24 protein-coding genes are annotated in these 21,351 nt (G+C 59.9%); 8 read left to right on the top strand and 16 right to left on the bottom strand.

Annotated elements, in window-relative coordinates; genetic code table 11:
* Window positions 1-13 precede the first annotated feature (13 nt).
* The 10 genes from flgK to flgB all read right to left on the bottom strand — a co-directional run bounded on the left by flgK (window position 14) and on the right by flgB (window position 8,672).
* Window positions 14-1,624, bottom strand: a complete 1,611-nt coding sequence (flgK, locus tag U5A08_RS24435) for a flagellar hook-associated protein FlgK (RefSeq protein ID WP_321848949.1) — start codon at window positions 1,622-1,624, stop codon at window positions 14-16.
* A 65-nt stretch (window positions 1,625-1,689) separates the two neighbouring features.
* Complete coding sequence (gene flgJ / locus U5A08_RS24430) at window positions 1,690-2,613, bottom strand: flagellar assembly peptidoglycan hydrolase FlgJ (protein ID WP_253398781.1); 924 nt, start codon at window positions 2,611-2,613, stop codon at window positions 1,690-1,692.
* Window positions 2,613-3,731 (bottom strand): flagellar basal body P-ring protein FlgI, encoded by a 1,119-nt coding sequence (locus U5A08_RS24425; protein ID WP_253398778.1) that lies wholly within the window; start codon window positions 3,729-3,731, stop codon window positions 2,613-2,615. Before U5A08_RS24425 ends, flgJ begins: the two co-directional genes overlap by 1 nt.
* An 11-nt stretch (window positions 3,732-3,742) precedes the next feature.
* Window positions 3,743-4,396 (bottom strand): flagellar basal body L-ring protein FlgH, encoded by a 654-nt coding sequence (locus U5A08_RS24420; RefSeq protein ID WP_253398777.1) that lies wholly within the window; start codon window positions 4,394-4,396, stop codon window positions 3,743-3,745.
* A 23-nt stretch (window positions 4,397-4,419) separates the two neighbouring features.
* Entirely contained in the window at window positions 4,420-5,202 is a 783-nt protein-coding gene (gene flgG, locus U5A08_RS24415) for a flagellar basal-body rod protein FlgG (RefSeq protein ID WP_247408472.1), read from the bottom strand.
* A 31-nt stretch (window positions 5,203-5,233) separates the two neighbouring features.
* Window positions 5,234-5,974: a flagellar basal body rod protein FlgF gene (locus tag U5A08_RS24410; protein ID WP_253398775.1), complete on the bottom strand. Its 741-nt coding sequence runs from the start codon at window positions 5,972-5,974 to the stop codon at window positions 5,234-5,236.
* Window positions 5,975-5,978: 4 nt separating this feature from the next.
* Complete coding sequence (gene flgE / locus U5A08_RS24405) at window positions 5,979-7,127, bottom strand: flagellar hook protein FlgE (protein ID WP_253398773.1); 1,149 nt, start codon at window positions 7,125-7,127, stop codon at window positions 5,979-5,981.
* A 27-nt stretch (window positions 7,128-7,154) separates the two neighbouring features.
* On the bottom strand, window positions 7,155-7,832 hold the full coding sequence (locus U5A08_RS24400) for a flagellar hook assembly protein FlgD (protein WP_253398771.1): 678 nt from the start codon (window positions 7,830-7,832) through the stop codon (window positions 7,155-7,157).
* A 3-nt stretch (window positions 7,833-7,835) separates the two neighbouring features.
* Window positions 7,836-8,243, bottom strand: coding sequence for a flagellar basal body rod protein FlgC (flgC, locus tag U5A08_RS24395; protein WP_101272877.1), 408 nt, complete (start codon window positions 8,241-8,243; stop codon window positions 7,836-7,838).
* A gap of 15 nt (window positions 8,244-8,258) precedes the next feature.
* Window positions 8,259-8,672: a flagellar basal body rod protein FlgB gene (gene flgB / locus U5A08_RS24390; protein WP_247407945.1), complete on the bottom strand. Its 414-nt coding sequence runs from the start codon at window positions 8,670-8,672 to the stop codon at window positions 8,259-8,261.
* A gap of 162 nt (window positions 8,673-8,834) precedes the next feature.
* Between flgB and flgA the strand changes: the two genes are divergently transcribed.
* From flgA to U5A08_RS24365, 5 genes are all read left to right on the top strand, one after another.
* Window positions 8,835-9,494: a flagellar basal body P-ring formation chaperone FlgA gene (gene flgA, locus U5A08_RS24385; RefSeq protein ID WP_321848941.1), complete on the top strand. Its 660-nt coding sequence runs from the start codon at window positions 8,835-8,837 to the stop codon at window positions 9,492-9,494.
* Window positions 9,495-9,582: 88 nt separating this feature from the next.
* Window positions 9,583-9,861 carry a flagellar biosynthesis anti-sigma factor FlgM gene (gene flgM / locus U5A08_RS24380; RefSeq protein ID WP_321848940.1) on the top strand — a complete coding sequence of 93 codons (279 nt, stop codon included), beginning with the start codon at window positions 9,583-9,585 and terminating at the stop codon, window positions 9,859-9,861.
* A gap of 27 nt (window positions 9,862-9,888) precedes the next feature.
* Window positions 9,889-10,320 (top strand): flagella synthesis protein FlgN, encoded by a 432-nt coding sequence (locus U5A08_RS24375; RefSeq protein ID WP_253398759.1) that lies wholly within the window; start codon window positions 9,889-9,891, stop codon window positions 10,318-10,320.
* 470 nt (window positions 10,321-10,790) lie between these two features.
* The gene (locus tag U5A08_RS24370) at window positions 10,791-11,624 is read left to right on the top strand and encodes a glycosyltransferase (protein WP_321848939.1); all 834 of its coding nucleotides are present in this window, start codon (window positions 10,791-10,793) and stop codon (window positions 11,622-11,624) included.
* Window positions 11,625-11,684: 60 nt separating this feature from the next.
* Window positions 11,685-12,488, top strand: coding sequence for a 2OG-Fe(II) oxygenase (locus U5A08_RS24365; protein ID WP_321848938.1), 804 nt, complete (start codon window positions 11,685-11,687; stop codon window positions 12,486-12,488).
* A 283-nt stretch (window positions 12,489-12,771) separates the two neighbouring features.
* Here the strand turns inward: U5A08_RS24365 and U5A08_RS24360 are convergent, their stop codons facing one another.
* Genes U5A08_RS24360 through U5A08_RS24350 form a run of 3 tightly spaced genes read right to left on the bottom strand, consistent with a single transcriptional unit; the run spans window position 12,772 to window position 15,386 of the window.
* Window positions 12,772-13,524: an SDR family NAD(P)-dependent oxidoreductase gene (locus U5A08_RS24360; RefSeq protein ID WP_321848937.1), complete on the bottom strand. Its 753-nt coding sequence runs from the start codon at window positions 13,522-13,524 to the stop codon at window positions 12,772-12,774.
* A 22-nt stretch (window positions 13,525-13,546) separates the two neighbouring features.
* Window positions 13,547-14,332, bottom strand: coding sequence for a sulfite exporter TauE/SafE family protein (locus tag U5A08_RS24355; RefSeq protein WP_247399267.1), 786 nt, complete (start codon window positions 14,330-14,332; stop codon window positions 13,547-13,549).
* 28 nt (window positions 14,333-14,360) lie between these two features.
* Entirely contained in the window at window positions 14,361-15,386 is a 1,026-nt protein-coding gene (locus U5A08_RS24350) for a TauD/TfdA family dioxygenase (protein ID WP_247399264.1), read from the bottom strand.
* Window positions 15,387-15,798: 412 nt separating this feature from the next.
* Here U5A08_RS24350 and U5A08_RS24345 point away from each other — a divergent pair, with 412 nt between their 5' ends.
* Window positions 15,799-17,184: an aminotransferase-like domain-containing protein gene (locus U5A08_RS24345; protein ID WP_321848933.1), complete on the top strand. Its 1,386-nt coding sequence runs from the start codon at window positions 15,799-15,801 to the stop codon at window positions 17,182-17,184.
* Between the two features lie 143 nt (window positions 17,185-17,327).
* On the opposite strand, the gene U5A08_RS24340 is transcribed toward U5A08_RS24345, so the two are convergent.
* Together U5A08_RS24340 and U5A08_RS24335 are read right to left on the bottom strand one after the other, a co-directional pair.
* Window positions 17,328-18,182 carry an MBL fold metallo-hydrolase gene (locus tag U5A08_RS24340; RefSeq protein ID WP_321848931.1) on the bottom strand — a complete coding sequence of 285 codons (855 nt, stop codon included), beginning with the start codon at window positions 18,180-18,182 and terminating at the stop codon, window positions 17,328-17,330.
* Window positions 18,179-18,688 carry a sugar ABC transporter gene (locus tag U5A08_RS24335; RefSeq protein WP_253398750.1) on the bottom strand — a complete coding sequence of 170 codons (510 nt, stop codon included), beginning with the start codon at window positions 18,686-18,688 and terminating at the stop codon, window positions 18,179-18,181. The genes U5A08_RS24340 and U5A08_RS24335 overlap by 4 nt, the downstream gene beginning before the upstream one ends.
* Window positions 18,689-18,810: 122 nt before the next feature.
* Between U5A08_RS24335 and U5A08_RS24330 the strand changes: the two genes are divergently transcribed.
* Window positions 18,811-19,698: a LysR substrate-binding domain-containing protein gene (locus U5A08_RS24330; protein ID WP_253398748.1), complete on the top strand. Its 888-nt coding sequence runs from the start codon at window positions 18,811-18,813 to the stop codon at window positions 19,696-19,698.
* 430 nt (window positions 19,699-20,128) lie between these two features.
* Here the strand turns inward: U5A08_RS24330 and U5A08_RS24325 are convergent, their stop codons facing one another.
* Window positions 20,129-20,482, bottom strand: coding sequence for a winged helix-turn-helix transcriptional regulator (locus U5A08_RS24325; protein ID WP_103496976.1), 354 nt, complete (start codon window positions 20,480-20,482; stop codon window positions 20,129-20,131).
* A 101-nt stretch (window positions 20,483-20,583) separates the two neighbouring features.
* Between U5A08_RS24325 and U5A08_RS24320 the strand changes: the two genes are divergently transcribed.
* Entirely contained in the window at window positions 20,584-21,330 is a 747-nt protein-coding gene (locus tag U5A08_RS24320) for an NADPH-dependent F420 reductase (RefSeq protein ID WP_321848926.1), read from the top strand.
* The last annotated feature ends 21 nt before the right edge of the window (window positions 21,331-21,351 follow it).

Here is a 21,351-nt window from a genome sequence, read left to right as displayed (position 1 = left end):
GCTCAGAAAGTTATCAGTTGATATCGAGGAGGGTATCGAGCAGGGACGTACCCACGTCGACCACCTTCGCGCAGGCCTGGTAGTACTGTTGGTAGACGATCAGGTTGGCCGCCTCTTCATCCAGGTTCACCCCCGATTCCGACTGTTGCAGCGAGGTCAGTTGCTCGGTGAGGCCCGACTGGGTTTCCAGTTGCCCCGCGACCTTGCTGGCGGTACTGCCCACGTCGCTGACCAGTGCCGAGTAGGTCTGGCTGAGGGTCTTGCCGCCGCCGACGATGCTGTCGGTTTGCAGGTTGAGCATCGCCAGGGCGTTGCTGTTGTCGCTGCTGCCGGTGGAGGTGCCTGCTGCGATCAGGCTGCCGTCGCTGGTCAAGGTGCTGAAACTGCTGGCGGCGTTGCGCGTGGGCAGTACCAGGAAACTGTCGCCGTTATCGGCGGTGCCGCTGATGGCCACGTTCATGCCGGCGAAGGTCAGGCTGTCGTTGTTGGCGTCATAGGTCGAGGTGACGCTGGCGCCGGTGTCGTTGCGGGTCACCGTGTAGCCGTCGGTGTCGGAATACTTGACGGTGTAGTCGGTAGCACTCAGGGCGCTGACATCGTCGGTAAAGGTCGCGCTTAGCGTGGCGTCGCCGGTGTTCTTGGTGTTGCCGTAGATGCTCGGGGCATCCACCGAAAAGAATGCACTGCCGGTGTCGCCATTCAGGTCGATACCCGAGGCCTGCAAGCTGTTGAAGGCTTGGGTCAGGCTCACTGCCAGGATGCCCAACTGGTTTTGCGCGTCGTTCAGGCTGGTGTCGCGAAAATCCATCAGGCCGCCCAGGGAGCCGCCTTCGAAGGTGGAATCGTCGAGTACGGTGGTGTGGCCGGCGGCGTCGACGTAGGTGACTGCGGTTTGGGTCGGGTCGCTGGCTGAGACGGCGGTTTGCAGATCGAAGCTGTCATTGCCCGATACCAGCGCCAGGCCGTTGCTCAGCGCCACGTTGTAGCTGCCGTTGCTTTGGGTGGTGACATCCACGTCCACCAGTTCACTGAGCTGGCTGACCAGCAGGTCGCGCTGGTCGAGCAGGGCGTTGGAGGTCGAACCCAGGGCGTCGGACAGGCTGATCTTTTTGTTGAGGCCGGCGATCTGTTCGGTGAGGTCGTTGACCTGGGTGACCTGGTCGCCGATCTGGCTGTTCACGTCGCTGGCCATGTCGTCCAGGTAGCTGCCCAACTGGGTGAACTGCGAGGTCAGGGTTTGTGCGGCGCCGACCACTTCTTCGCGCGCGGCGGTGTCGCTGGCGTCGGAGGTCAGGGTCTGGATCGATGAGAAGAAGCCTTGCATCAGGGTGTCGAGGCTGGCGTCGCCATCGGCCAGCAGGCTATCGATCTGGTCGATTTCGGTCTGGTAGGTCGACAGCGCGCTTTCGGTGCTGATAGAGCCATTGAGCTGGCTGGTGACGAATTGGTTGTACTGGCGGTCGACGCTGGCGATCTGCACGCCGCTGCCCGAGGTGGACTCGGAGAAGTTCGCCACCTGCAAGGTATAGCCCGCCGTGTAGGCGTTGGTGGTGTTGCTGCTGCTGGTGCTGAGGGCGATCTGCGCGGCGGTCAGGCCGCTGACGCCAATGGAAATAATGCTCATCGAGAAGCTCCTGGGCTACATGGTTGGCACTATCGGCCCGGCGAAAGGTCAACTTGACCCCTGTTCTATAAATCGTTTTGCAACTGCGCCACTTCCGGCACGTTGCGCAGCGGACCGATGGTGGCCATCACCGAGATCAGCTTCTGCGCATAGCGCGGGTCGGTGGCGTAACCGCCCTGTTGCAACGCGACGGCGGCCTGGGGCGCATCAACGGCATTGCGCACGGCGGCATAACCGGGGCGGCTGCGCATCAGGCGCGCATAGTCGTTGAAGGCAGCGTCGTCGCAGGTATAGACACGAAACGCTTCCAGCTGTTTTTGCGCTTGGGCGTCGGTGTATTCGGTGGTCATCACCTGGGTCGTCGCGCCTTGCCACTGACCGCCGGCCTTGATGCCGAACAGGTTGTGGCTGTCGGCACCCTGGGCGGTGGTGATGGTGCGCCGGCCCCAGTCGGTTTCCAGGGCGGCCTGGGCCAGGATCAGCTCGGCGGGCACGCCACTGGCGCGCGCGGCCTTTTGCGCCGGTTCGCTCAAGCGCGCGATAAATGCCTGTACATGCTCGGGTTGGTCCTTGTCGGCGCCGCTGACTTCGCGGCGTTTCCAGGCATCGAACGCCGGGCTGGCAAACGGCGAGGGGCGTGATGGCGGCAGGTCGAGGAAGGCCGCGGTGGCGCTGTCCAGTTCAGGCGCTTGCCGGGAGGTGTAGCCGCTCAGTTGTCGGGTCAACTGCTCGGCCAGGCCGATACCTTTGCCCGCCAGGCTCTGGGCCCACTGTTGGTCGAGCATCTCGGTGTACATTTCGGTCTGCGAGTTATTCGACATCTCCGATTTGGGCACCGCCGCGCGCATGCTTTTGAGCATCATCTGCAGGAACAGCGCCTCGAATTGCTTGCTGGCTTCCTTGAGCCCTGAATGCGGGTCCAGGTGCGCACTGTTGCGCAGCCGGTCCAGGCCCTGCACATCCAGGGCAAAGCCATCGGTGCTTTTCATCAGATGATCTCCAACTCCGCTCGCAACGAACCGGCGGCCTTGAGTGCCTGCAAAATCACCATCAAATCCTGCGGGGTGGCCCCCAGCGCATTCAGGCCCTTGATCACGTCCATCAGGTTCGCCGTGCCTTCGAGCAAGTGCAGCGAACCGCCTTGGGACTCGATGGAAATATTGCTCTGGGAGCTGGTCGCCGTCTGACCGCCACTGAAGGCGCCGGGCTGGCTGACCGTGTTGGTGGTGTCGATGATCACCGACAAATTGCCGTGGGCCACGGCGGCGCGGTACAGCTTCACCGAGCTGTTGAGCACGATGGAGCCGGTGCGCGAATCAAGGATCACCTTGGGGCGCGCCTGGATCGGCAGTACTTCGATGCTCTCGATGCGCGCCATGAAGTTGGTGCGCTCGTTGGGCGACAGCGGGCCCTGGATTTCGATCATCCCGCCGTCCAACGCCGAGGCCACGGTACGGCGCATTTCCAGGTTGATCGCATACACCACGCGCTGCGCCGTGGCCGAGTCCGGTTCGTGCAGGGACAAACCGAGCAGGCCGTGGTCGTTGTTCAAATTCAGCGCCACCGTGCGCTCGATAATCGCGCCACGGCTGATGCGCCCGCCGGCCAACTGGTTGACCGTCACGCTGCTGCCGTTGGCCGAGGCGCCAGCGCCGCCCACCAGCAGGTTGCCCTGTGCCATGGCGTACACCTCGCCGTCGGCGCCCTTCATCGGGGTCATCAGCAAGGTGCCGCCGCGCAGGCTTTTGGCGTTGCCGATGGACGACACCACCACATCGATCTGCTGCCCCGGGCGCGACAGGGCCGGCAGGCTGGCGGTGACGATCACCGCAGCGATATTGCGCATCTGCATGTTCGCACCGGCCGGCAGGGTCACGCCCAGTTGCGACAGCATGTTGGTCAGGCCCTGTTCGGTGAACGGGCTCTGGGTGGTCTGGTCGCCGCTGCCGTCCAGGCCGACCACCAGGCCGTAGCCCACCAGGTTGTTGGGGCGGATCCCGGCAAAGTCGGCGATGTCGCGGATCTGCTCGGCGTGAACCGTGGCCCCCAGCCACAACGGGCAACTCAGCAGCAGGGTGCGCAACGTTCGGGCGGCTCTAGTGAACATGGCGTGGGTACTCAGAAAGGGGAAACGTTGAGGAGGATGCGATGGAGCCAGCCCATCCGCTGCGCTTCGTTGATGTAACCATCGCCCACGTACTCGATGCGCGCCTGGGACACCTGGGTCGATGACACGGTGTTCTCGCCGGTGATGCTGCGCGGGTTGACCAGCCCGGAAAAACGGATGAACTCGGTGCCCTGGTTGATCGCGATCTGTTTGTCACCGCGCACGCGCAAATGCCCGTTGGGCATCACCTGCATCACTGTCACGGAAATCGTGCCGGTGAACGAGTTGTTCGCCTGGGAACCGCCGGCGCCCAGGAAGTCATGCGTCGTCGAAGCATCCAGCCCAAAGGAGCCGACCTGGCTGGCCCGGCTGGAGGTGGTCGCCAGGCTCAGCCCCGTGGAGCCGGCGCGGCTGGCATTGGAGGAGGAGTTCTTGCTGGCGCTGACCTGTTCTTCCAACTGGATGGTCAGGGTGTCGCCGACCATGCGCGGGCGGCGGTCTTCGAACAGCGGCTGCGAGCGGCTGCTCTGGTAGATCGAGCCGTTGGCCAGGCGCGCGGGGTAGCCCTGCGCCTGGACTTCTTCGTCGGGCACCACCGGCTTGTGCGGTAGTTGATCGCAGCCGGTGAGGGCCAGTACGCCGGCCAGAAGATACTTGTGAGCCATAAAGTGAGTCTCGAACCGGGCGCTCAGAGCTGGGTCAGACGCTGGAGCATCTCGTCCGAGCTTTCGACGGCCTTACTGTTGATTTCATAGGCACGCTGGGTCTGGATCATGCCGACCATTTCTTCCACCACGTTGACGTTGGAAGTTTCCACGTAGCCTTGGGACAGCGTGCCGCCGCCGTTGAGGCCCGGCGTGGTTTCGGTGGGCGAGCCCGAGGCGTCGGTTTCCAGGTAGAGGTTCTGGCCGATGCTTTCCAGGCCGGCCGGGTTGATGAACAGCGCCAGGTTCAATTGGCCGACCTGGGTCGAGGCAGAGGCGGCGGGCGTGGTCACCGAGACGATGCCGTCGCTGCTGATCGTGATGGCTGTGGCGTTGGCCGGGATGGTCACGCCGGCCGATAGCTTGTAGCCGTTGGAGGTGACCATCTCGCCATTGGAGTCGAGCTGGAAGCTGCCGTCACGGGTGTAGCCGGTGCTGCCGTCGGGCATGTCCACCTGGAAGAAGCCCAGGCCGTTGATCGCCAGGTCCTTGGAGTTGCTGGTCTGCTCCAGGTTGCCCTGGGTGTGCAAGCGCTCGGTGGCGACTTCGCGCACGCCGGTGCCCACCTGCAAGCCGGAGGGCAGTCGCGTGTCGGTGCTGCTCTGCGCGCCGGGCTGGCGCACGTTCTGGTACACCAGGTCTTCGAACACTGCCCGCGAGCGCTTGAAGCCGTTGGTGCTGACGTTCGCCAGGTTGTTGGCGATCACGTCCATTTGCCCTTGCTGGGCTTCCAGTCCGGTTTTCGCGGTCCACAGTGATCGGATCATCGTTCGGTTCCTTGTCTATTCAACTGGGAGGTCAGCCCTGCAGGGAAAGCAGGTTGTTGGCGCTCTTGGCGTTTTCGTCGGCGGTGCTGATGGCTTTCATCTGCATGTCGTAGCGCCGTGAGTTGTCGATCATCGCGACCATGGCGTTGGTCGGGCTGACGTTGCTGCCTTCCAGCGCACCGGGGGCCACGCGCAGGCTGTCGTCGGCCGGCAGCGGCTGCGCGTTTGCGGTGCGGAACAAACCGTCGGTGCCGGCCTGCAAGGTACCGGGCAACGCCGACACCAGCTTCAACTTGCCCACCGGGCTCAGGCCGCGGGGTTCCATGCCCAGCTCACGCACGCTGATGGTGCCGTCGCTGCCCAGGGTGACCTCGCTGCCCAGCGGCACGGTGACTGGTCCGCCGTCGCCGATCACCGGACGCCCGCCCACGGACATGGCGCCAGTGCCGTCGACCTGCAGGTCACCGCGCCGGGTGTAGGCTTCCTGGCCGTCGCCGGTCTGTACCGCGAGCATCACGTTTTCGCCAAGGGCCACGTCCAGCGCGCGGTCGGTATGCACGATCGGCCCTTCGCTCCAGTCCACGCCCACGCCGTTGGCGGCCACCGACACGCGGGTCGGCAAGCCTTCGCCCGCCACCGGCGAAGACTGCATCTGCACCAGTTGCGCGCGAAAGCCCGGGGTGACGATATTGGCCAGGTTGTTGGCCACGACGGCCTGCTGTTCGAGCGCCTGATTGGCCCCGCTCATGGCCGTGAAGAGCATGCGATCCATAGGGTCAGGAACCGATATTCACGGCTTGCTGCAGCACTTCGCTTTGCGCCGTTACCGACTTGGCGTTCGCCTGGAAGTTGCGCTGGGCAATGATCAGGTTGACCAGTTCGGCGGTCAGGTCGACGTTGGAGTCTTCAGTGGTGCCGCTCAGGATCGACCCCAGCGAGCCGCTGCTGGCCACGCCGAGCAGGGCCTGGCCGGAGGAGGAGGTGGCCAGCCAGGTGTTGTCACCGTTGGCTTTGAGGCCGTTTTCATTGCTGAAGGTGGCCAACTGGATCTGGTCGATGTTTTTGGTCTGGTCGTTGGAGTAGGTGGCGACCACCGTGCCGGTCTCGTCGATGCTGAAGCTCACCAGGCTGCCGGAGGTGTAGCCGTTCTGGGTAATGTCGGACACCGCCGAGTCGTTGCCGAACTGAGTGGTGCCGGTCAGGTCCAGCGCCACCGACATACTGGCCGCGCCGTTGGCCGGGTCGTAGGTGTAGGTGCCGGTTGCGCCGCTGGTGATCAGACCGCTGGAGTTGAAGCTGACGGTTTGGGAGCCGGTCAGCAGGTTGCCGTCGATGGCGGTGTGTACGTCCCAGGTGTTGTCGGCGGTTTTGCTGAAATACAGGGTGCTGGTGTGGCTGATGCCCAGGGAGTCGTAGAGCGGCGTGCTGGTGGAATAGGAGTAGGTCGACGAGTCGGTCTGGTCGAAGGTGGTGGTGATGACGTCTTTGCTGGCGTCCAGGTTCAGCTCGGCGTCCAGCTCGGTACTGGCGCTGGCTTGCATGCCGGTGGTGGGGATCTGGATCACGCCGTTGACCCCCTGCAGTTGATCGCCGGCGGCGTTTTCCAGGTAGCCGTCGGCGGTCAGGGTCAACTGGCCGTTGCGCGAGTACACGGTTTGCGTGCCGTCGGAGAAGGTGAAGAAGCCGTCACCGTTGATCGCCAGGTCCAGGGCGTTATCGGTGGTGGTCAGGCTGCCGGATTCGAAGTTCTGCACCACGCCCGAGACCTGGGTGCCCAGGCCGACGTCGGCGCCGGAGTACACATCGGCGAACTGCGTGGTCGAGCTTTTGAAGCCCACGGTCTGGGAGTTGGAAATATTGTTGCTGACCACGTTGAGGTCGGTGGACGCTGCCGACAGACCACTGAGTGCTTGGGAAAAAGCCATGGTGTTTCTCCTTCGTTAGGTAGAGGGTCAGAGGACAAGACTGATGTCGCTGAGGGCGACGTTCTCGTTGACGCCCCCCAGGTCCAGTGCGACTTGGTTGCTGCTGTCGGTGGTCACGCCGGTGACCAGCGCGTATTTGAGGGCGGTGTTGGCCACGGCGACGTCGTCGGTGGTGGCGCTGATGGAGAAGGTGTAGGCGCCGTCGGCGGCGGTGGTGCCGTCGTCTTGCAGGCCGTCCCACGACAACGACTGGGTGCCGGCGCTCATGCTGCCTTCGTCCAGGGTGCGCACGACGGTGCCGGTGCTGTTTTTGATGGTGACGCTGACGCTGTCGGCATCGCCGTTCAGGGTGACGCCAAACGTCGTCGCCACGCCGCTGTCGACCTGGATCACATTGCCGTCGATCAACACGCCATTGCCCACCAGGGCCGAGGCTTGCAGGGTTTCGGAGGCGCTGATCTGGCCAGAGATGCCTTCCAGGGTGCTGGTGACGTCTTCGATGCTGCTGATGGTGCTGATCTGCGCCAGTTGGGTGACCATCTCGCTGTTGTCCATCGGGTCGGTGGGGTCCTGGTTCTGCAACTCGGTGGTCAGCAACGTGAGGAACTGGTCTTGCAGATCGTCCGCCGCCGAGGTGCTGCTTTCGGCGGTGGTGCTGGTGCTGTTCATGGTCGACAGCACTGAGCTGGCAATCGTACTGGTCATGGTTTACGCCTCACCTAGGGTCAAAGTTTTCAGCATCATTTCCTTGCTGGTGGACATGACCTCGACGTTGGCCTGGTAGGAGCGCGACGCGGAAATCATGTTGACCATTTCGCCCACCGGCTCGACGTTGGGCATGGTCACGTAGCCCGACTCGTCGGCCAGCGGATCGCCGGGGCGGTATTCCTGGCGCATCGGCGAGCCGTCTTCGACCACCTGGCTGACGCGCACGCCACCGATGCTGCTGCCCGCCTGGTATTGCGACTCGAACACCACCTGCCGCGCCCGGTAGGCTTCGTTGTCCGGGCCGCTGGTGGTGTCGGCGTTGGCCAGGTTGCTGGCGGTTACGTTCATGCGCTGGGACTGGGCGCTCAGCGCGGAGCCGGCGATATCGAAAATGCTGAACATCGACATGGTGGTTTCCCTGGGTTATTCGGACTGCATGGCGGTCTTGAGCGACTGCAGGCGGCTGCTCAGAAAGGTCAGGCTGGCCTGGTACCGCACGGCGTTATCGGTGAACTGCGCGCGCTCGCGGTCCATGTCCACGGTGTTGCCGTCCAGGCTTGGCTGGTCGGGCACGCGGTAGAGCAGGTCGCGGCTGGAGACGCTGCTGGAATCGGCGTGCAGGTGGCGGTCCGAGGTGGTGGCCAGGGTCATGCCGCGGCCCTGGGTGTGCGATTTTTGCAGGGAGCTGGCCAGTTCGGCGCTGAAGTCAAAGTCCCGCGCGCGGAAGTTGGGTGTGTCGGCGTTGGCGATGTTATTGGCCAATACCTGCTGGCGCTCAGCCCGCAAACTCATTGCGTCCTGCTGAAAGCGCAGCTCGTTATCGAGCTTGTCGATCATGGTTGCGGACCTGTGCATCAAATAAATGAACGGCTCGCAGGTTAGTCCCAAGGCCGGCTAGGCAAAGGCCGAAACAGGCGGCTATTTGACGACCAATTCAGGCCTTGCCTCGTCGGCGGGACGACTAGAATTCTGCGCTGGGTAGCGCGGAGGGCGGGATCGATGACAAGACGGATGTGGGGCTTGATGGGCCTGTTGTGCTGCACCCTGGCCCAGGCGGATGGCCTGCAGGACCAGGTGCGCGAGGTGATTGCGCCACGCTTGCCCGCGCGCGCCCAATTGGTCGCGGTGGACATCGGCCAGCCGGCAGCGCGCATCGCGGCCTGCGCACATCCACGGCCGTATCTGGTGCGCCCGGAGCAAAGCGTGATCGGTCGGGTGGCGGTGGGCGTGCGCTGCCTGGACGAGGTCGCGGGTTACCTGCAAGTCAGCGTGCGCGTGGTCGGCGACTATGTGGTCAGCCGTCAGCGCATCGCCGCGGGCGAGGTGATCAAGGCGCCGATGCTGGAACTCAAGCGCGGCCCGCTGGAACGCCTGCCCAAAGGCAGCGTGTTCGAGCCATCGCAGATCATCGGCCGCCAGGCCAGCCGCAACCTAAGCCGGGGCATGGTGATCACCACAAATCACGTGCGCGAGCGTTGGCTGGTCGAGCGGAACGCCCGCGTGGTTCTGCAGGCCCAGGGCGCTGGCTTCAGCATCAGCCGCGAAGGCAAGGCACTGGATAACGGCGGCCTGGGCAGTACCGTAAGGGTCGTGGGCAACGACGGCAAAATGCTCAACGCCCAGGTGGTAGGCCAGAATGAATTGCTGCTGCGTTACTGATTTTTTCAGCGAAACCCGATTACCGGTCAAAGTTTGCCGTCGCGATTGCCGATAGTTGACCCAACCACAGCCAATTGAAGCCTCTAACGTGAAAATCATAAGTGCAAACCTGACCAACACCCTGGCGCCCGCTGACAGCAAAGCAGGCGGTAATCAACGCGTTGAACTGCAACCCCTCGAAGCCACCCTCGACGACGGTGTGCAAGTCTCCAGCAGCACCGCCAGCTCGCAGGTCGCGACGTCGGCGGACGTGGACATGGAGAAGGTCGCGGCGCTGCGCCAGGCCATCGACAGTGGCACCTACCAGGTCAGCGCGGATTCGATCTTCGACGGCCTGGCCGCAAGCGTGCGCGAAACCCTCCCATGAGCGTTGGTCGATGAGCAGCAGGTGCCTATGAGTCTGGCTAAACACTTGGCGTTGCAGCAGCAGGCGATTGTCGAACTGGTCGACTGGCTGGAACTGGAACGGCGTGCATTGGCCCAGGCCAAGGTCGACGGTGAAAAACTGCAGGAACTGACCGCGTGCAAGCAGGCGGCGTTGCAGAAGCTGGAGCAGTTGGAAGCGATTCGGTCTGGGGCGCAGTTGAAGCTCGGCTATGGGGCAGGGCGGCAGGGGGCGCAGAGGGCGGCGCAGGATGCTGATTGCCTGGCGGCTTGGCGGGAAGTGCAGGCGCTGGCGCGGCGGGCGCGGGAGGTCAATATTGCCAATGGTGAGGCGCTGAGGCAGCGGATGGCGTGTAACCAGCGGATTGTTGGGTTTCTTAATCGTATTGGCGGTAACCAGTTGTATGGGCCGGATGGGCGGACGCAGCGGGACCTAGGTTGACGAACCGTTAGGCGATCGGCTGCAACGCGTCCATCTGCCTGATCCAGGTATCGACATCTGGGCCGACTCGACGATGGCTACAACACCCTCGTAACACCCAAACGCTGCGCCTGGGTCAAGGGCGAAGTGGGTTTCCCCTGGCTACGTTTCGCAACGAGGAGTGCGTGCCGGAATGCCTGACGGAGACCCGGTTCACCACCATTCAAGAATCGTTAACTATTGAGTCTTTTAATGTGGCGAAATATTTCAACGAGGTTTACCTATAGACTCGCTCCTTATACGATGAAAACCGCATTTACTACTCTCCATTAGATCTGAGTCAGCGATGATTAGTCATTGACTGTCAATGATGTGATAAAACTATGATTTCTGGCCGCGCACAGTTTGCGCATGAGACAATAAACAGCAACTGGATACAGGCGCGATTATTTCGTGCGCCTATCGCCACGCTATTACTGAGTATCTGAACTATGGGCAGCACTGATTTGCTGACTGAAAAAGCTAAAGATTTCAGTATTGTTATCGTTAACTATAAAACACCAGAAATAACCAAAATATGCTTAGAGCTATTGCATCAGCATGTGGGTAGCAGCGGCGTCCCAGTATGGGTGGTTGACAACTATTCCGCTGATAAAAGCACAGAGTATTTGCGCACGCTTGACTGGATCAACCTGATCGAGCGAACCACTTCCGAACCAGAACAGGGCCATATTGCGCACGGCAAAGCACTCGACATGGCGTTGGAACGTATTGATACCGACTACGTATTTCTGCTGCACACCGATACGTTTATTTTCGATAAAAATGTGTTTCCGATGATGCTGAACAAATGCATGAAGAACCCGAAGCTCGTAGCCGTTGGTTGCGTAGAACAATTAAATCGTGGCACCATTAGAACCCTTTGGCGCTTTAGCTCACGACTATTCAAACACCACTTCAGGCGTATGAAACTTTCCCTTGGACTACGTTCCAGAGAACCAAAGCCGTACAGGGAATTTTACCTGAAGAGCTTCTGTACGTTATGGAACTGCAAACTAATAAAGCAGCACGGCTTGCATTTTTCGATAGATGACCGAGTGCCTGGTTATACCCTCCAGGACCGCATGACCGAGTTTGGTTATAGCGTTGAGCTTTTGTCGCCGCGTAAGATATTCAGTTATCTCGATCACATTCAGTCCGGCACTGTAGCTGCAGCTGGAGGCTATGAAACGACGCATAGACGAACCAAGATGTACAACAATATCCTGAACCGCCTAAACAAGGGCGACAGCAAAGGTCAAGCGTCGTCGACACGCAATAAATAGTGTGGGCAACACTGCTAAAAGTCATCCATAAGTCTTTATGTTCAGGTTATTGGAGCGGTAATGACACCCATCACGCAAACACTCCCCATCACCCTCTCCCCGGAGCTTGATTTCGACCAGAACGCTGCCAGCACTTTAGGTCACTCGCTAGCCAGTGGCTATGTCCAGGCCGCGCCATTTCCACACATCGTTATCGATGACTTTTTACCGAAAGACCTGATTGCGAGTATCTGCGCGCACTTCCCGGTCGAGCCAACCCACAACGAAATGCTCTACGAGCGTGGCTATAAAGGTCAGCACAAACGGCAAATCAGCCCCAACGAATGCGACCCCTATCTGAAGACGATTTTCAACGCGTTTAACTCGGCGCCCATGTTGCAGTTTCTTGAAAAGCTGACGGGCATCGAAGGTTTGATACCCGACCCCTACTTTATCGGTGGCGGGCTGCATGAAACAAAAAATGGTGGTTTCCTGGGTGTGCACTCGGACTTCAGGCTCAACAAAAAGCTTAATATTGAACGCAGACTGAATGCCATTATTTATCTCAACGAAGACTGGCAAGAAGAATACGGTGGCAACCTGGAGCTTTGGGATGTCGACATGAAGACTTGTCTTAAAAAAATCCTGCCGATTTATAACCGCTGCGTCATTTTCAACACAGACAAAGACAGCAACCACGGGCACCCAGAGCCTTTGACGACTCCGCAGCACATCACGCGCAGGTCTATAGCGCTTTATTACTACACGGCAGCCACGGTGGCGGTCGATCCCGCACAAAGAAACAAAACCCATTACAAGCCACGGCCCAAAGATCGTTTAAGCCTCAAATACTATGTGAGCAAGCTGATCAAGAAGAAAAACTAAGCAATATCGTCAGACGATGGCTCTCACGTAAGGGTCTATGGCCTGCATCAGGCGCTCGCCAGCGCGCATGGTCTGGCTGAGCGCCGATTGCGCCGCGGCGATCCTAGCCGCGGCCTAAGTAAAGCTGCACTCACGGGCGACGACCAGAAAGCGAGCAGGGTATTGGCGTTCTCGCGCAGCATTCATAAGACTCCTTCATGGGTAGTTGCGCGTTATAGCAATGCCTGGAGCGCTTGGCCCGGCATAGATCCCTGCTCTGGTACCCGCCACCTGCATGCCTGGGCTACAGGTTGCGGGCGATGTTCAGGGCAGCGTAACTCTGAGCTACCGGCATGATTTCCACCGAGTTGATGTTCACGTGCGGCGGCTGGCCTGCTATCCACACCACCATATTGGCCAGATCCTCAGGGCGGATGGCCTCCACGTCGCGGTACAGGGCATTCACTGCGTCCTGGTCACCGGCCAGGCGTACCAGTGAAAACTCCGTGCCCGAGCACAGCCCTGGCTCAATGTTGCTGACCCGTACCTTGGTGCCCGCAAGGTCTGCGCGCAGGTTCAGGCTGAACTGTTTAACGAAGGCCTTGCTGGCGCCATATACGTTGCCGCCCGGGTAGGGATACGTGCCGGCAATGGAGCCGATGTTGATGATCAGCCCCTTGTTAGCTTCCACCATGGCCGGCAGCAGCTTGTGGGTGACCATGGCCAGGCCGGTGACGTTCGTGGCGATCATGCGCTCCCAGTTCTTCGCATCGGCGCTCTGGGCGCGGTCGATACCCAGTGCCAGGCCGGCGTTGTTCACCAGCAGGTCGATGTGCAGCGACGCGTCGCGAATCGATTCGCAAGCCGCATCCAGCGAGGCGGCGTCTGTCACGTCCAGGGTCAGGGCAATGAAGTGCTCGCCCAGTTCGCGCTCCAGTTCCGCCAATTTGTCTGCGCGGCGGGCGCCGCCGATTACGCGGTAATTGTCAGCGATCAATGCGCGGCAGATGGCCTTGCCAAAGCCAGCGGAAGCGCCGGTCACAAATGCAGTTTTCATCAGGTTCTCCTTGAGGGTTGAATCAAGCCAGGTACTTCACGCCAAGGCTGGCGAACAGGCAAAGCATCGAAAGCACCAACACCTTGCGCACAACGTCGTTGCCTTTACGGATGGCCAGGGCGCTGCCTATGTGGTTGCCCAGGATGTTGCAGGCCACCAGTGGCAGGGCCAGCAGGTACACCACCTTGCCGGCCACAACGAAGGCGACCAGAGCGCCAATGTTGGAGGCGAAGTTGAAGCTCTTGGAGTTGGCCGAGCTGGACACCAGGTCCATCTTCAGCAGGTAGTGGAAGGCGATGATGAACATGCTGCCAGTGCCCGGCCCGAAAAAGCCGTCATAGAAGCCGATGACCAAGCAGGTCAGGGGCACTACGGTGAACAGCATGCGGTTGCTGAGAGTGTGCTCTTGTACCGGCCGGTCCTTGGGCGTGAGAAAGATCAAGATGCCTAGAGGGATAAGCGCCAGGATGATCTTGCCCACGGTTTCCGGGGAAATCGACACGATCAGGTGGGCGCCCATGTAAGCGCCCAGCAGCGCGAACGGCACGCCCACCAGCGCCACTTTCCACACCATCTTGCTGTTGGCGAAGAAGTTGCGGATGGCGGCTAGAGTGCCGAGGGTGCTGACCAGCTTTTCCTGGCCCAGCGCTACCTGCGGCGGCAGCCCCACCAGCAGGAAACCGGGGACCAGGAACAGCCCGCCGCCCCCGGCGATGCTGTCTACGAAGCCGGCGACAAAAGCGATTGCGCCCAGCAGCATGATGGCCAGTATCCAGTGTTGGGCCCAGAACGATCCGAGTAATTCCATGGTGGTACCTGTCTAGTCAATGTGGCGGTCAGGAAAGGACTTCATAAAGGTGGTCGGCGCGGCTGTGGCGCACACGGGTCAGGTCGTTGACCGCGAACAGACGGATCAGCCAGCGATCAGCGCCGTCGTTCTGCGGCTCGAAACCGTCGCGGGCGTGCAGCACGCGCTGGTTCTTGAAGATCATGAAGTCGCCGGGCAGCAGCAGGTGTGGCTCGTCGAACTGACGAGAGTCGAGCAGCGCTTTGAGTGTGTTCAGCGCGCACTCGCCTTTGAGGCTAATCGCGTGGGTGTTTTCGCAGTCCATGCGGCACAGCCATTCGCCGCTCAGACCGCGCACCAGCACGGGTAGCTCGGCGGTCTTGCGACGGTTGCTGGTGAAGGAGTCGGGGCGATGAATCACGAACTGTGGCGCGGTCAGTTCACTAATCGTGGTGGCGGGCAGTGCAGCCACCAGTTCATCGACATTGACCAGCGTCGTGTTGATGCGTGGGTCGCAACGCATGCCGAAGAACGACAGGTATTCGGGGCAGCAGGAGAGCGTGCCGACGTTTTCCGAAGATAGCGGGAGGTCTGGGTTGTCGACGTGGTAGGAGAAGCGCAGGCGCGACCCGTGGGAGCTTTTCTGGCTGGAAGCGTTGCGCGACGGGATCACGTGGCGGAACAGGCGGCCGTCATTTTCGCCTTCGTATACCACCGGGTTAATGCCTAGCAGACTGTGAATCGATAGGCTGACCAGGCAGGCGATGGGTGTGCTGCGCGGGCTCAAGACCCCGGAGTAGGGCGTTGGCGGTGTGTCTCGATCACGAGGGCAGTTGCGGATGATCAGCGCGGTCAGCTGCGGGTTGTCGACAAAGGAGCGGATCTGCTCGGTCAGCGTCGTGCCCAGCACGTCCTGCGCCTGCTCCTTGAGCTGGAAGTAGATGTCCCGGTTGTGTTCGAACTCAAGTGGGGTCTGATTCAGCACCGCTTGCCAGGCGCTGGCTATGACCCAAGGCAGTCGGATTTCCAGGGCGGTGGCAGCGTCGACTGCGGTCTTGAGGTATGCGCTTTCCATTTCGGGTGATGTTCCATGTTTTGATGTGGGTGGGCAAAAAATTGAATCGATGTAATCATTCTAATTATTTGAAATCAATCGAATCAATATTTTTTGATGCTCAAATTGATATTATTTTTATTATGTGATCTAACATAATGATTTTATTGATTTTTATGTGCGGATAAGTCCGCAGTCGATGCTGCCCGACTGCACTCCTCCTGCGCCACGGCGAAGATGCTTGGCGCAAAACGCGGTCGCGCTGCCTTACGGTGGCGGCTAAATCCTTGTGTTTAGGTAGAAAATAAATGATGTGTATTTGATCGGTGTAATATTTGTAATCGACTTATATTGAGTCGATTGTTGTGCAATTACGCTTATGAAAAGTTTCATGCTAGGATTTCGCGCTTCAGTTGTTTCTGGTGTCGTTCCTATGTGGGTTCCTGAATACAGCGGCCATGGCCAGCCGGTTTACTTGATGATCGCCGACGCACTGGCGCGTGACATCGCTTCCGGGCGCCTGGCCGCGGGCGAGCGCCTGCCTACCCTCAAGGAGCTGGCTGAGGCGTTGAAAGTGACGCCGGGCACCATCGGCCGCTCCTACGACGAGGCGGCCAAGCGCGGCCTGGTGATCGGGGAAGTGGGGCGGGGCACATTCGTGCTGCCGTCCCGCGGTGTCTTGGCACCGGTGGCCAGGCTCGGCATTGCCTCCAAGGTAGATACCGGGCAGATCGACCTGTCGATCATCAAGCCCTGCGACGCCGGCATGAGCGACTGGCTGCGAGGAGCGATCGAGGAGTTGGCGCAGGCGCCCGAGTTGGGGGCGATCCTGGATTACGTCACCGACGGCGGCCATTCCGTGCACAAGGAAGCCGGGGCGTTGTGGGTGCAGCGCAGCCTGCCGGACGCCAACGCCCAGCAGATCGTGTTGACGGCCGGTGCCCAACACGGCTTGCTCGTGGCCATCGGCGGCCTGTCCAGCGTCGGCGATATGATTCTGTGTGAGGAATATTGCTATCCGGGGATCATCTCCCTGGCCCACAGCCTAGGCCGTCGCCTGCAAGGGGTGCAGGTCGATGAGCACGGCCTGGTGCCGGCTGCGCTGCGGGCCGCGTGCATCGAGCACCGGCCCACGCTGCTGGTGACGGTGGCCACGCACCAGAACCCCACCAACTCGATCATGCCCGAATCGCGTCGCCTGGAAATCGCTGAGATCGCTCGTGAGTTTGACCTGTACATCATCGATGATGATATCTACGGCTTTCTTGAGACACGCCCCGCGCATAAGCCGTTGTCGGCCTATGCCCCGGAGCGCTCGGTGTACCTGACCAGCCTGTCCAAGAGCTTGCTGCCGGCCCTGCGCATCGGTTACCTGTACGCGCCGCCGCAAACCCTATCGCGGCTGTCGTCCATGGTGCGCAGCAGCGTGTGGATGCCGTCGCCGCTGATGGCCCAATTGGCCAGCAACCTGATCACCAGTGGCCGTGGGGCGCAATTGGTGCGGGTTCAACAGGAGGAAGCTGCGGAGCGCCAGCGCCTGGCACGGCAGCTACTAGGCTCGTATGGCATTCGCACCCAACCCAACAGCTTCCATGTGTGGCTCGAATTGCCCGAGCCCTGGACCAGCGACGAGTTCGCCAACCTGGCGCGCGCCAACGGCGTGATCGTGGTCAGTGGCAGCCAGTTCCTGGCCCAGCGCAGCGCCAGCACCCGTGGCGTGCGCATCGCCCTGATGGGGCCTAGCCGTGCGGAGTTGGGGTTTGCGCTGACCAAACTGGTCAGCCTGCTCGCGGCGCCGGAGCCGCGGTTGTTTTATTGATTGTTGTGGAGGCGGTCAGCGGGAGGCATGAAGGCGATTGTCTTGAGGTCTTTTGCGCGCTTAAGATTGAGCGGCGCTCCCCGGCTCAGCCTCTCAGGCGCGAAGAAAAACTATCGAAAGACAGTTTGCTGCCCGTATTTGACTCACGTTTCGTAAGCAATGGCGTAGGTGTTACCGGAGCGCTTGATATGGGCAAAGCCGAGCGCTCCCAAGTGCATGCCAGCGACCATCAAATTGTCTGAACTGGCAACATCCAGCAGCCCTGTTCGCGTGGCCGCCGATAGCAGCGGGTCCTGGTCGAAGGCAATCGTGACATCGGGGCGCGCAATCTGAATCTGAGGAAAATGAACAATATCGCCCCACACCAGCAGGCCGCCTGCCGCGGACTCGAAGCGGTAGCCGCAATGCCCGACGGTATGCCCAGGCAACGGCATCGCACTGATGCCCGGCAGGACGTCATTGGCGGTGAATGGGCGCAGATTTTTCCGGTACCGCTCGAACACCCTGCGTGCAAACAGAAAGTTTCCACGCGCGCGTTCACTGGCCTGGCCAAGGTGGCCATCGTCCTCCCAGAACGCTAGTTCTCGCTGATGCACAACCAACTCAGCATTGGCGAAGGCCATTTCTCCTGCTGCGTTCAACAAGCCACCGATGTGGTCGGGGTGCGCGTGAGTCAGCAGAATCGTATCTATGTCACCGGGTTGCACGCCGGCCAATGCAAGATTGGTCAGCAACTCGCCGCCCCATTGATTGAATCCGCCGGCGCCGGCGTCGATCAGAATCGTTCGGCCACGCCCACGTACCAGATAGCAATTGATATGGATCGACGCTGGCTTGCTGATTCCGGCGGCTAACTGAAGTCGGACCGCCTCTGTTGGCGCGATGTTGGCGAGAAAATCCAGGCTCGCGCCCAGGTAGCCGTCGCTGATAGCTGTGATTGAAAACTCGCCGACTTGCTGGCTGGGGAGTTTCCAGTGAGGTATGTCCACGTTACTCATGACTGTAACTGCACAGTCATGGCGCGATAGACATTCAGCCCCTGCAGATCGCTGGCCCTGGCCTGAGCGCAATCCAGTTTGGCCAGCCAGCGGTGTGCGGGGGTCTTGTCCAACGCAACGGCGTGCAGCGCTACAGGCGTAAGGCCTAACTCAATCAACACGTGAGGGCCTTGTTCACTGACCAACAGGAGTTCGTCCGCGCCTACGGCAACTGCCTGGTCCGGCCCGGCATAGAGGTTGCGTCTCCAATCAGTGATGTGCGACTGCCAGCGGGAAAAATTGCCACCGCCTTTTTGGCGGTACTCATCGCTCTGCAATACGGCAAGCGTGTCGACTGAATGTAAGGCCAGGTAGGCCGGGCAAGTGCCGCTCAAGGCTTTGAAGCGCTGTGAGGAGCTGAAACCGCTCACCGAGATCAGCGCCGGCAGTTTTTCCAGGCTGTAAAACCCATTCCATTCGGCTTCGCTGGCGGGGTCAGCGTAGTTGCATTCGACTGTGTAAATCATAACGTCACTTCACGGATTGATGTTCCATCATGCTAGTGGCACGGTAATGACCCATAAAACGATTTTTCGGCACCCTTCAGTGACTAAACATCAAGCTGATTGCCTTGATTTCAGGAAAGACCATGCGTCGAAAGCTCCCTAGTAATGCTGCCCTGATTGCCTTTGAAGCAGCAGCCCGCCATGGCAGCTTCGCCCGTGCCGCAAACGAATTGGCCTTGACCGAGGGCGCAATCAGTCGGCAGATAGGCCGCCTGGAAGCCTTTCTGGGCGTCACCCTATTCGAGCGCGTTGGCAACCGCGTGCGGCTCTTGCCTGGCGGTGAGCGCTACGCGGCGCAAGTGCGCGAACTACTCGAGCGCCTCGACAGGGACAGCCAGTATCTGATGGGCCAGCCCAGAAACGGCGCAAGCCTGGATATCGCCGTCAGCCCAACCTTTGCCCTGCGCTGGCTAATTCCTCGGTTGTCCGGCTTTGGTCAACAACACCCGAATATCTGCGTGCACCTCTCGGAACGTATGGAACCGTTCGTGCTCGCTGGCAGCGGTTTTGACGCCGCCATCCATTTTGAGCACCCGGCCTGGACGGGCATGCACACGCACCGCCTGTTGAACGAAGTGTTAATTCCGGTTTGTCACCCTGGCCTCCTGAGTCCGGGCAAGCAGGCAACGGCTCTGGATTCACTCCCGCGATTACACCGACGACAGAGCCCGGACGCGTGGCAGCGCTATGCCCAGGAAACCGGGATTGTCCTGAGCAACCCAGCGATGGGCGCGCGCTACGATTTGCATGCGATGTTGATCGAGGCCGCACTGGCGGGTCTTGGCGTGGCGCTTGTACCGCGCCTGTACGTGGAAGCAGAGCTGGCACAAGGCCGGCTGGTTGCGCCATGGCCGCAGGAGAAGAATGTCGCAAAGACCTTTTGCCTCGTGTTGCCCGAGCCCCTTGAACTGAGCCGCGTGCCCATCCAGGCATTTGCGCATTGGCTGTTTGGGGAAGCGCAGGTGAAGTAGCGGCAGGTGATCAGAGGAGATTGGAGATGGATTTAGATGGTATGCAGATCTTCTTCAGAAACGCTTGAAATACGGGCTTCCTAGCGAAGAGTCTATCTCGTATTACGAGGCAGGATTTTCTGAGCGAGTAATAGCACAGCACATGGCGTTTACGATTTTTGATACAGCGGAGACGAGCTACGAAGCTCGTAATTTGATACGTGACAATCAAGCCGATTTCGAGCGAGTTCTCGACAATTATCCTTCTTATTTTAAAGATGTTTTCCAGCGGATTATCGCACCGCAGACGTAATTCATTGATCTGAGACTAATGCTGCACCACAAGCGATTGCTTTGGTCGAATGTGGCGATAACCCTAAGTCCGGCAAACCCGTCTCGACAGCTATTTTCTAGGGGTAGAGTGTACTGTGCGGCGGATTCTCGACCGCAATCAAATGTGATCGCGCCTCATCTCGGCCCACTCGATCAATGCCTGGATTGACGGCCCGAGTGCATGGCCGATCTGGGTGAGCTGGTACTCCACCCGGGGTGGCACTTGCGGGTACACCGTGCGCAGCACGATGCCATCCTTTTCTAACTGCTTTAGCTGTTGAATCAGCATCTTCTGATTTATTCCCTCGATCAGCTTCTCTAGATCCGAGAAACGAAGCGCACCTTTGGCTGCGAAAAGCTGGCACAAGATGATGATTTTCCATTTCCCTTCCAGCACGCGAAGAGTCTCAGTCGTTGCTTCGGCCCAATTCAACCGATTTTGCGGATCGCCGCAATCCCAATCCCGTTCCATTTCTTTCTCGAAGGTGTGCTACCCACCTTTTGGTAGGTACTTACCATTATTACATCAGCCGCCTAGAATCGGTGCAAGCAAACGATTACTGAGGCTTAACCATGAAAATCGGCATCATTGGAACGGGTAACATCGGCGGCACCATTGCTCGTAAGCTAAGAGCTGCTGGCCATGAGATCCGCGTGGCAAATTCTGGAGGTGTCAACGGCGTTCGTGCATTCGCCGAAGAAATCGGAGCGGAGCCTGTAGACATTCGGGGCGCAGTGGATGGCGCGGATGTGGTAGTGCTGTCGATACCTCTGCCAGCATTGAGCACACTCCCTTCTGACCTATTTACCTCCGTACCCGACAGCATCCCTGTTGTGGATACCAGCAACTACTACCCTGGTTTGCGTGACCCGCGCATTGCTGAAATTGATCAAGGGATGACGGAAAGCGTTTGGGTGACGAAGCAGATTGGGCGACCAGTAATCAAGGCTTTCAACAATGTGCTCGCCTACACATTGGCAGAGTTGGGCGTTCCGGACGGTACACCAGGTCGCTTGGCAGCGGCGGTAGCGGGTGACGATGAGAAAGCCAAAGAAACAGTGATGACTCTGGTAGATCAGGTAGGTTTCGATCCGGTTGACGCAGGCTCGCTTGAGGAGTCCTGGAGGCAACAGCCGTCTACACCAGGCTATTGCTGTGATTACGATGCTGAGACTATGCGTAGGGCTTTATCAGCAGCTATCAGAGGGCAGGCAGCCCCTAAACGAGATCGATTGCCTGAGCATTTCAAGTGGCTCGGGCCGAACCCGACCCATGGCGACGTGGTAGCCATGAATCGATCATTCAATCCACTCGACTAAGGTTTTTTGCTGAGCATGGAG

The organism is Pseudomonas paraveronii (assembly GCF_963681955.1).
In the GTDB taxonomy this organism is placed as follows: Bacteria; Pseudomonadota; Gammaproteobacteria; order Pseudomonadales; family Pseudomonadaceae; genus Aquipseudomonas; species Aquipseudomonas paraveronii.
The sequence above is the reverse complement of the archived record's forward strand: the minus strand, read 5'-3'. Positions and strand labels throughout refer to the sequence as shown.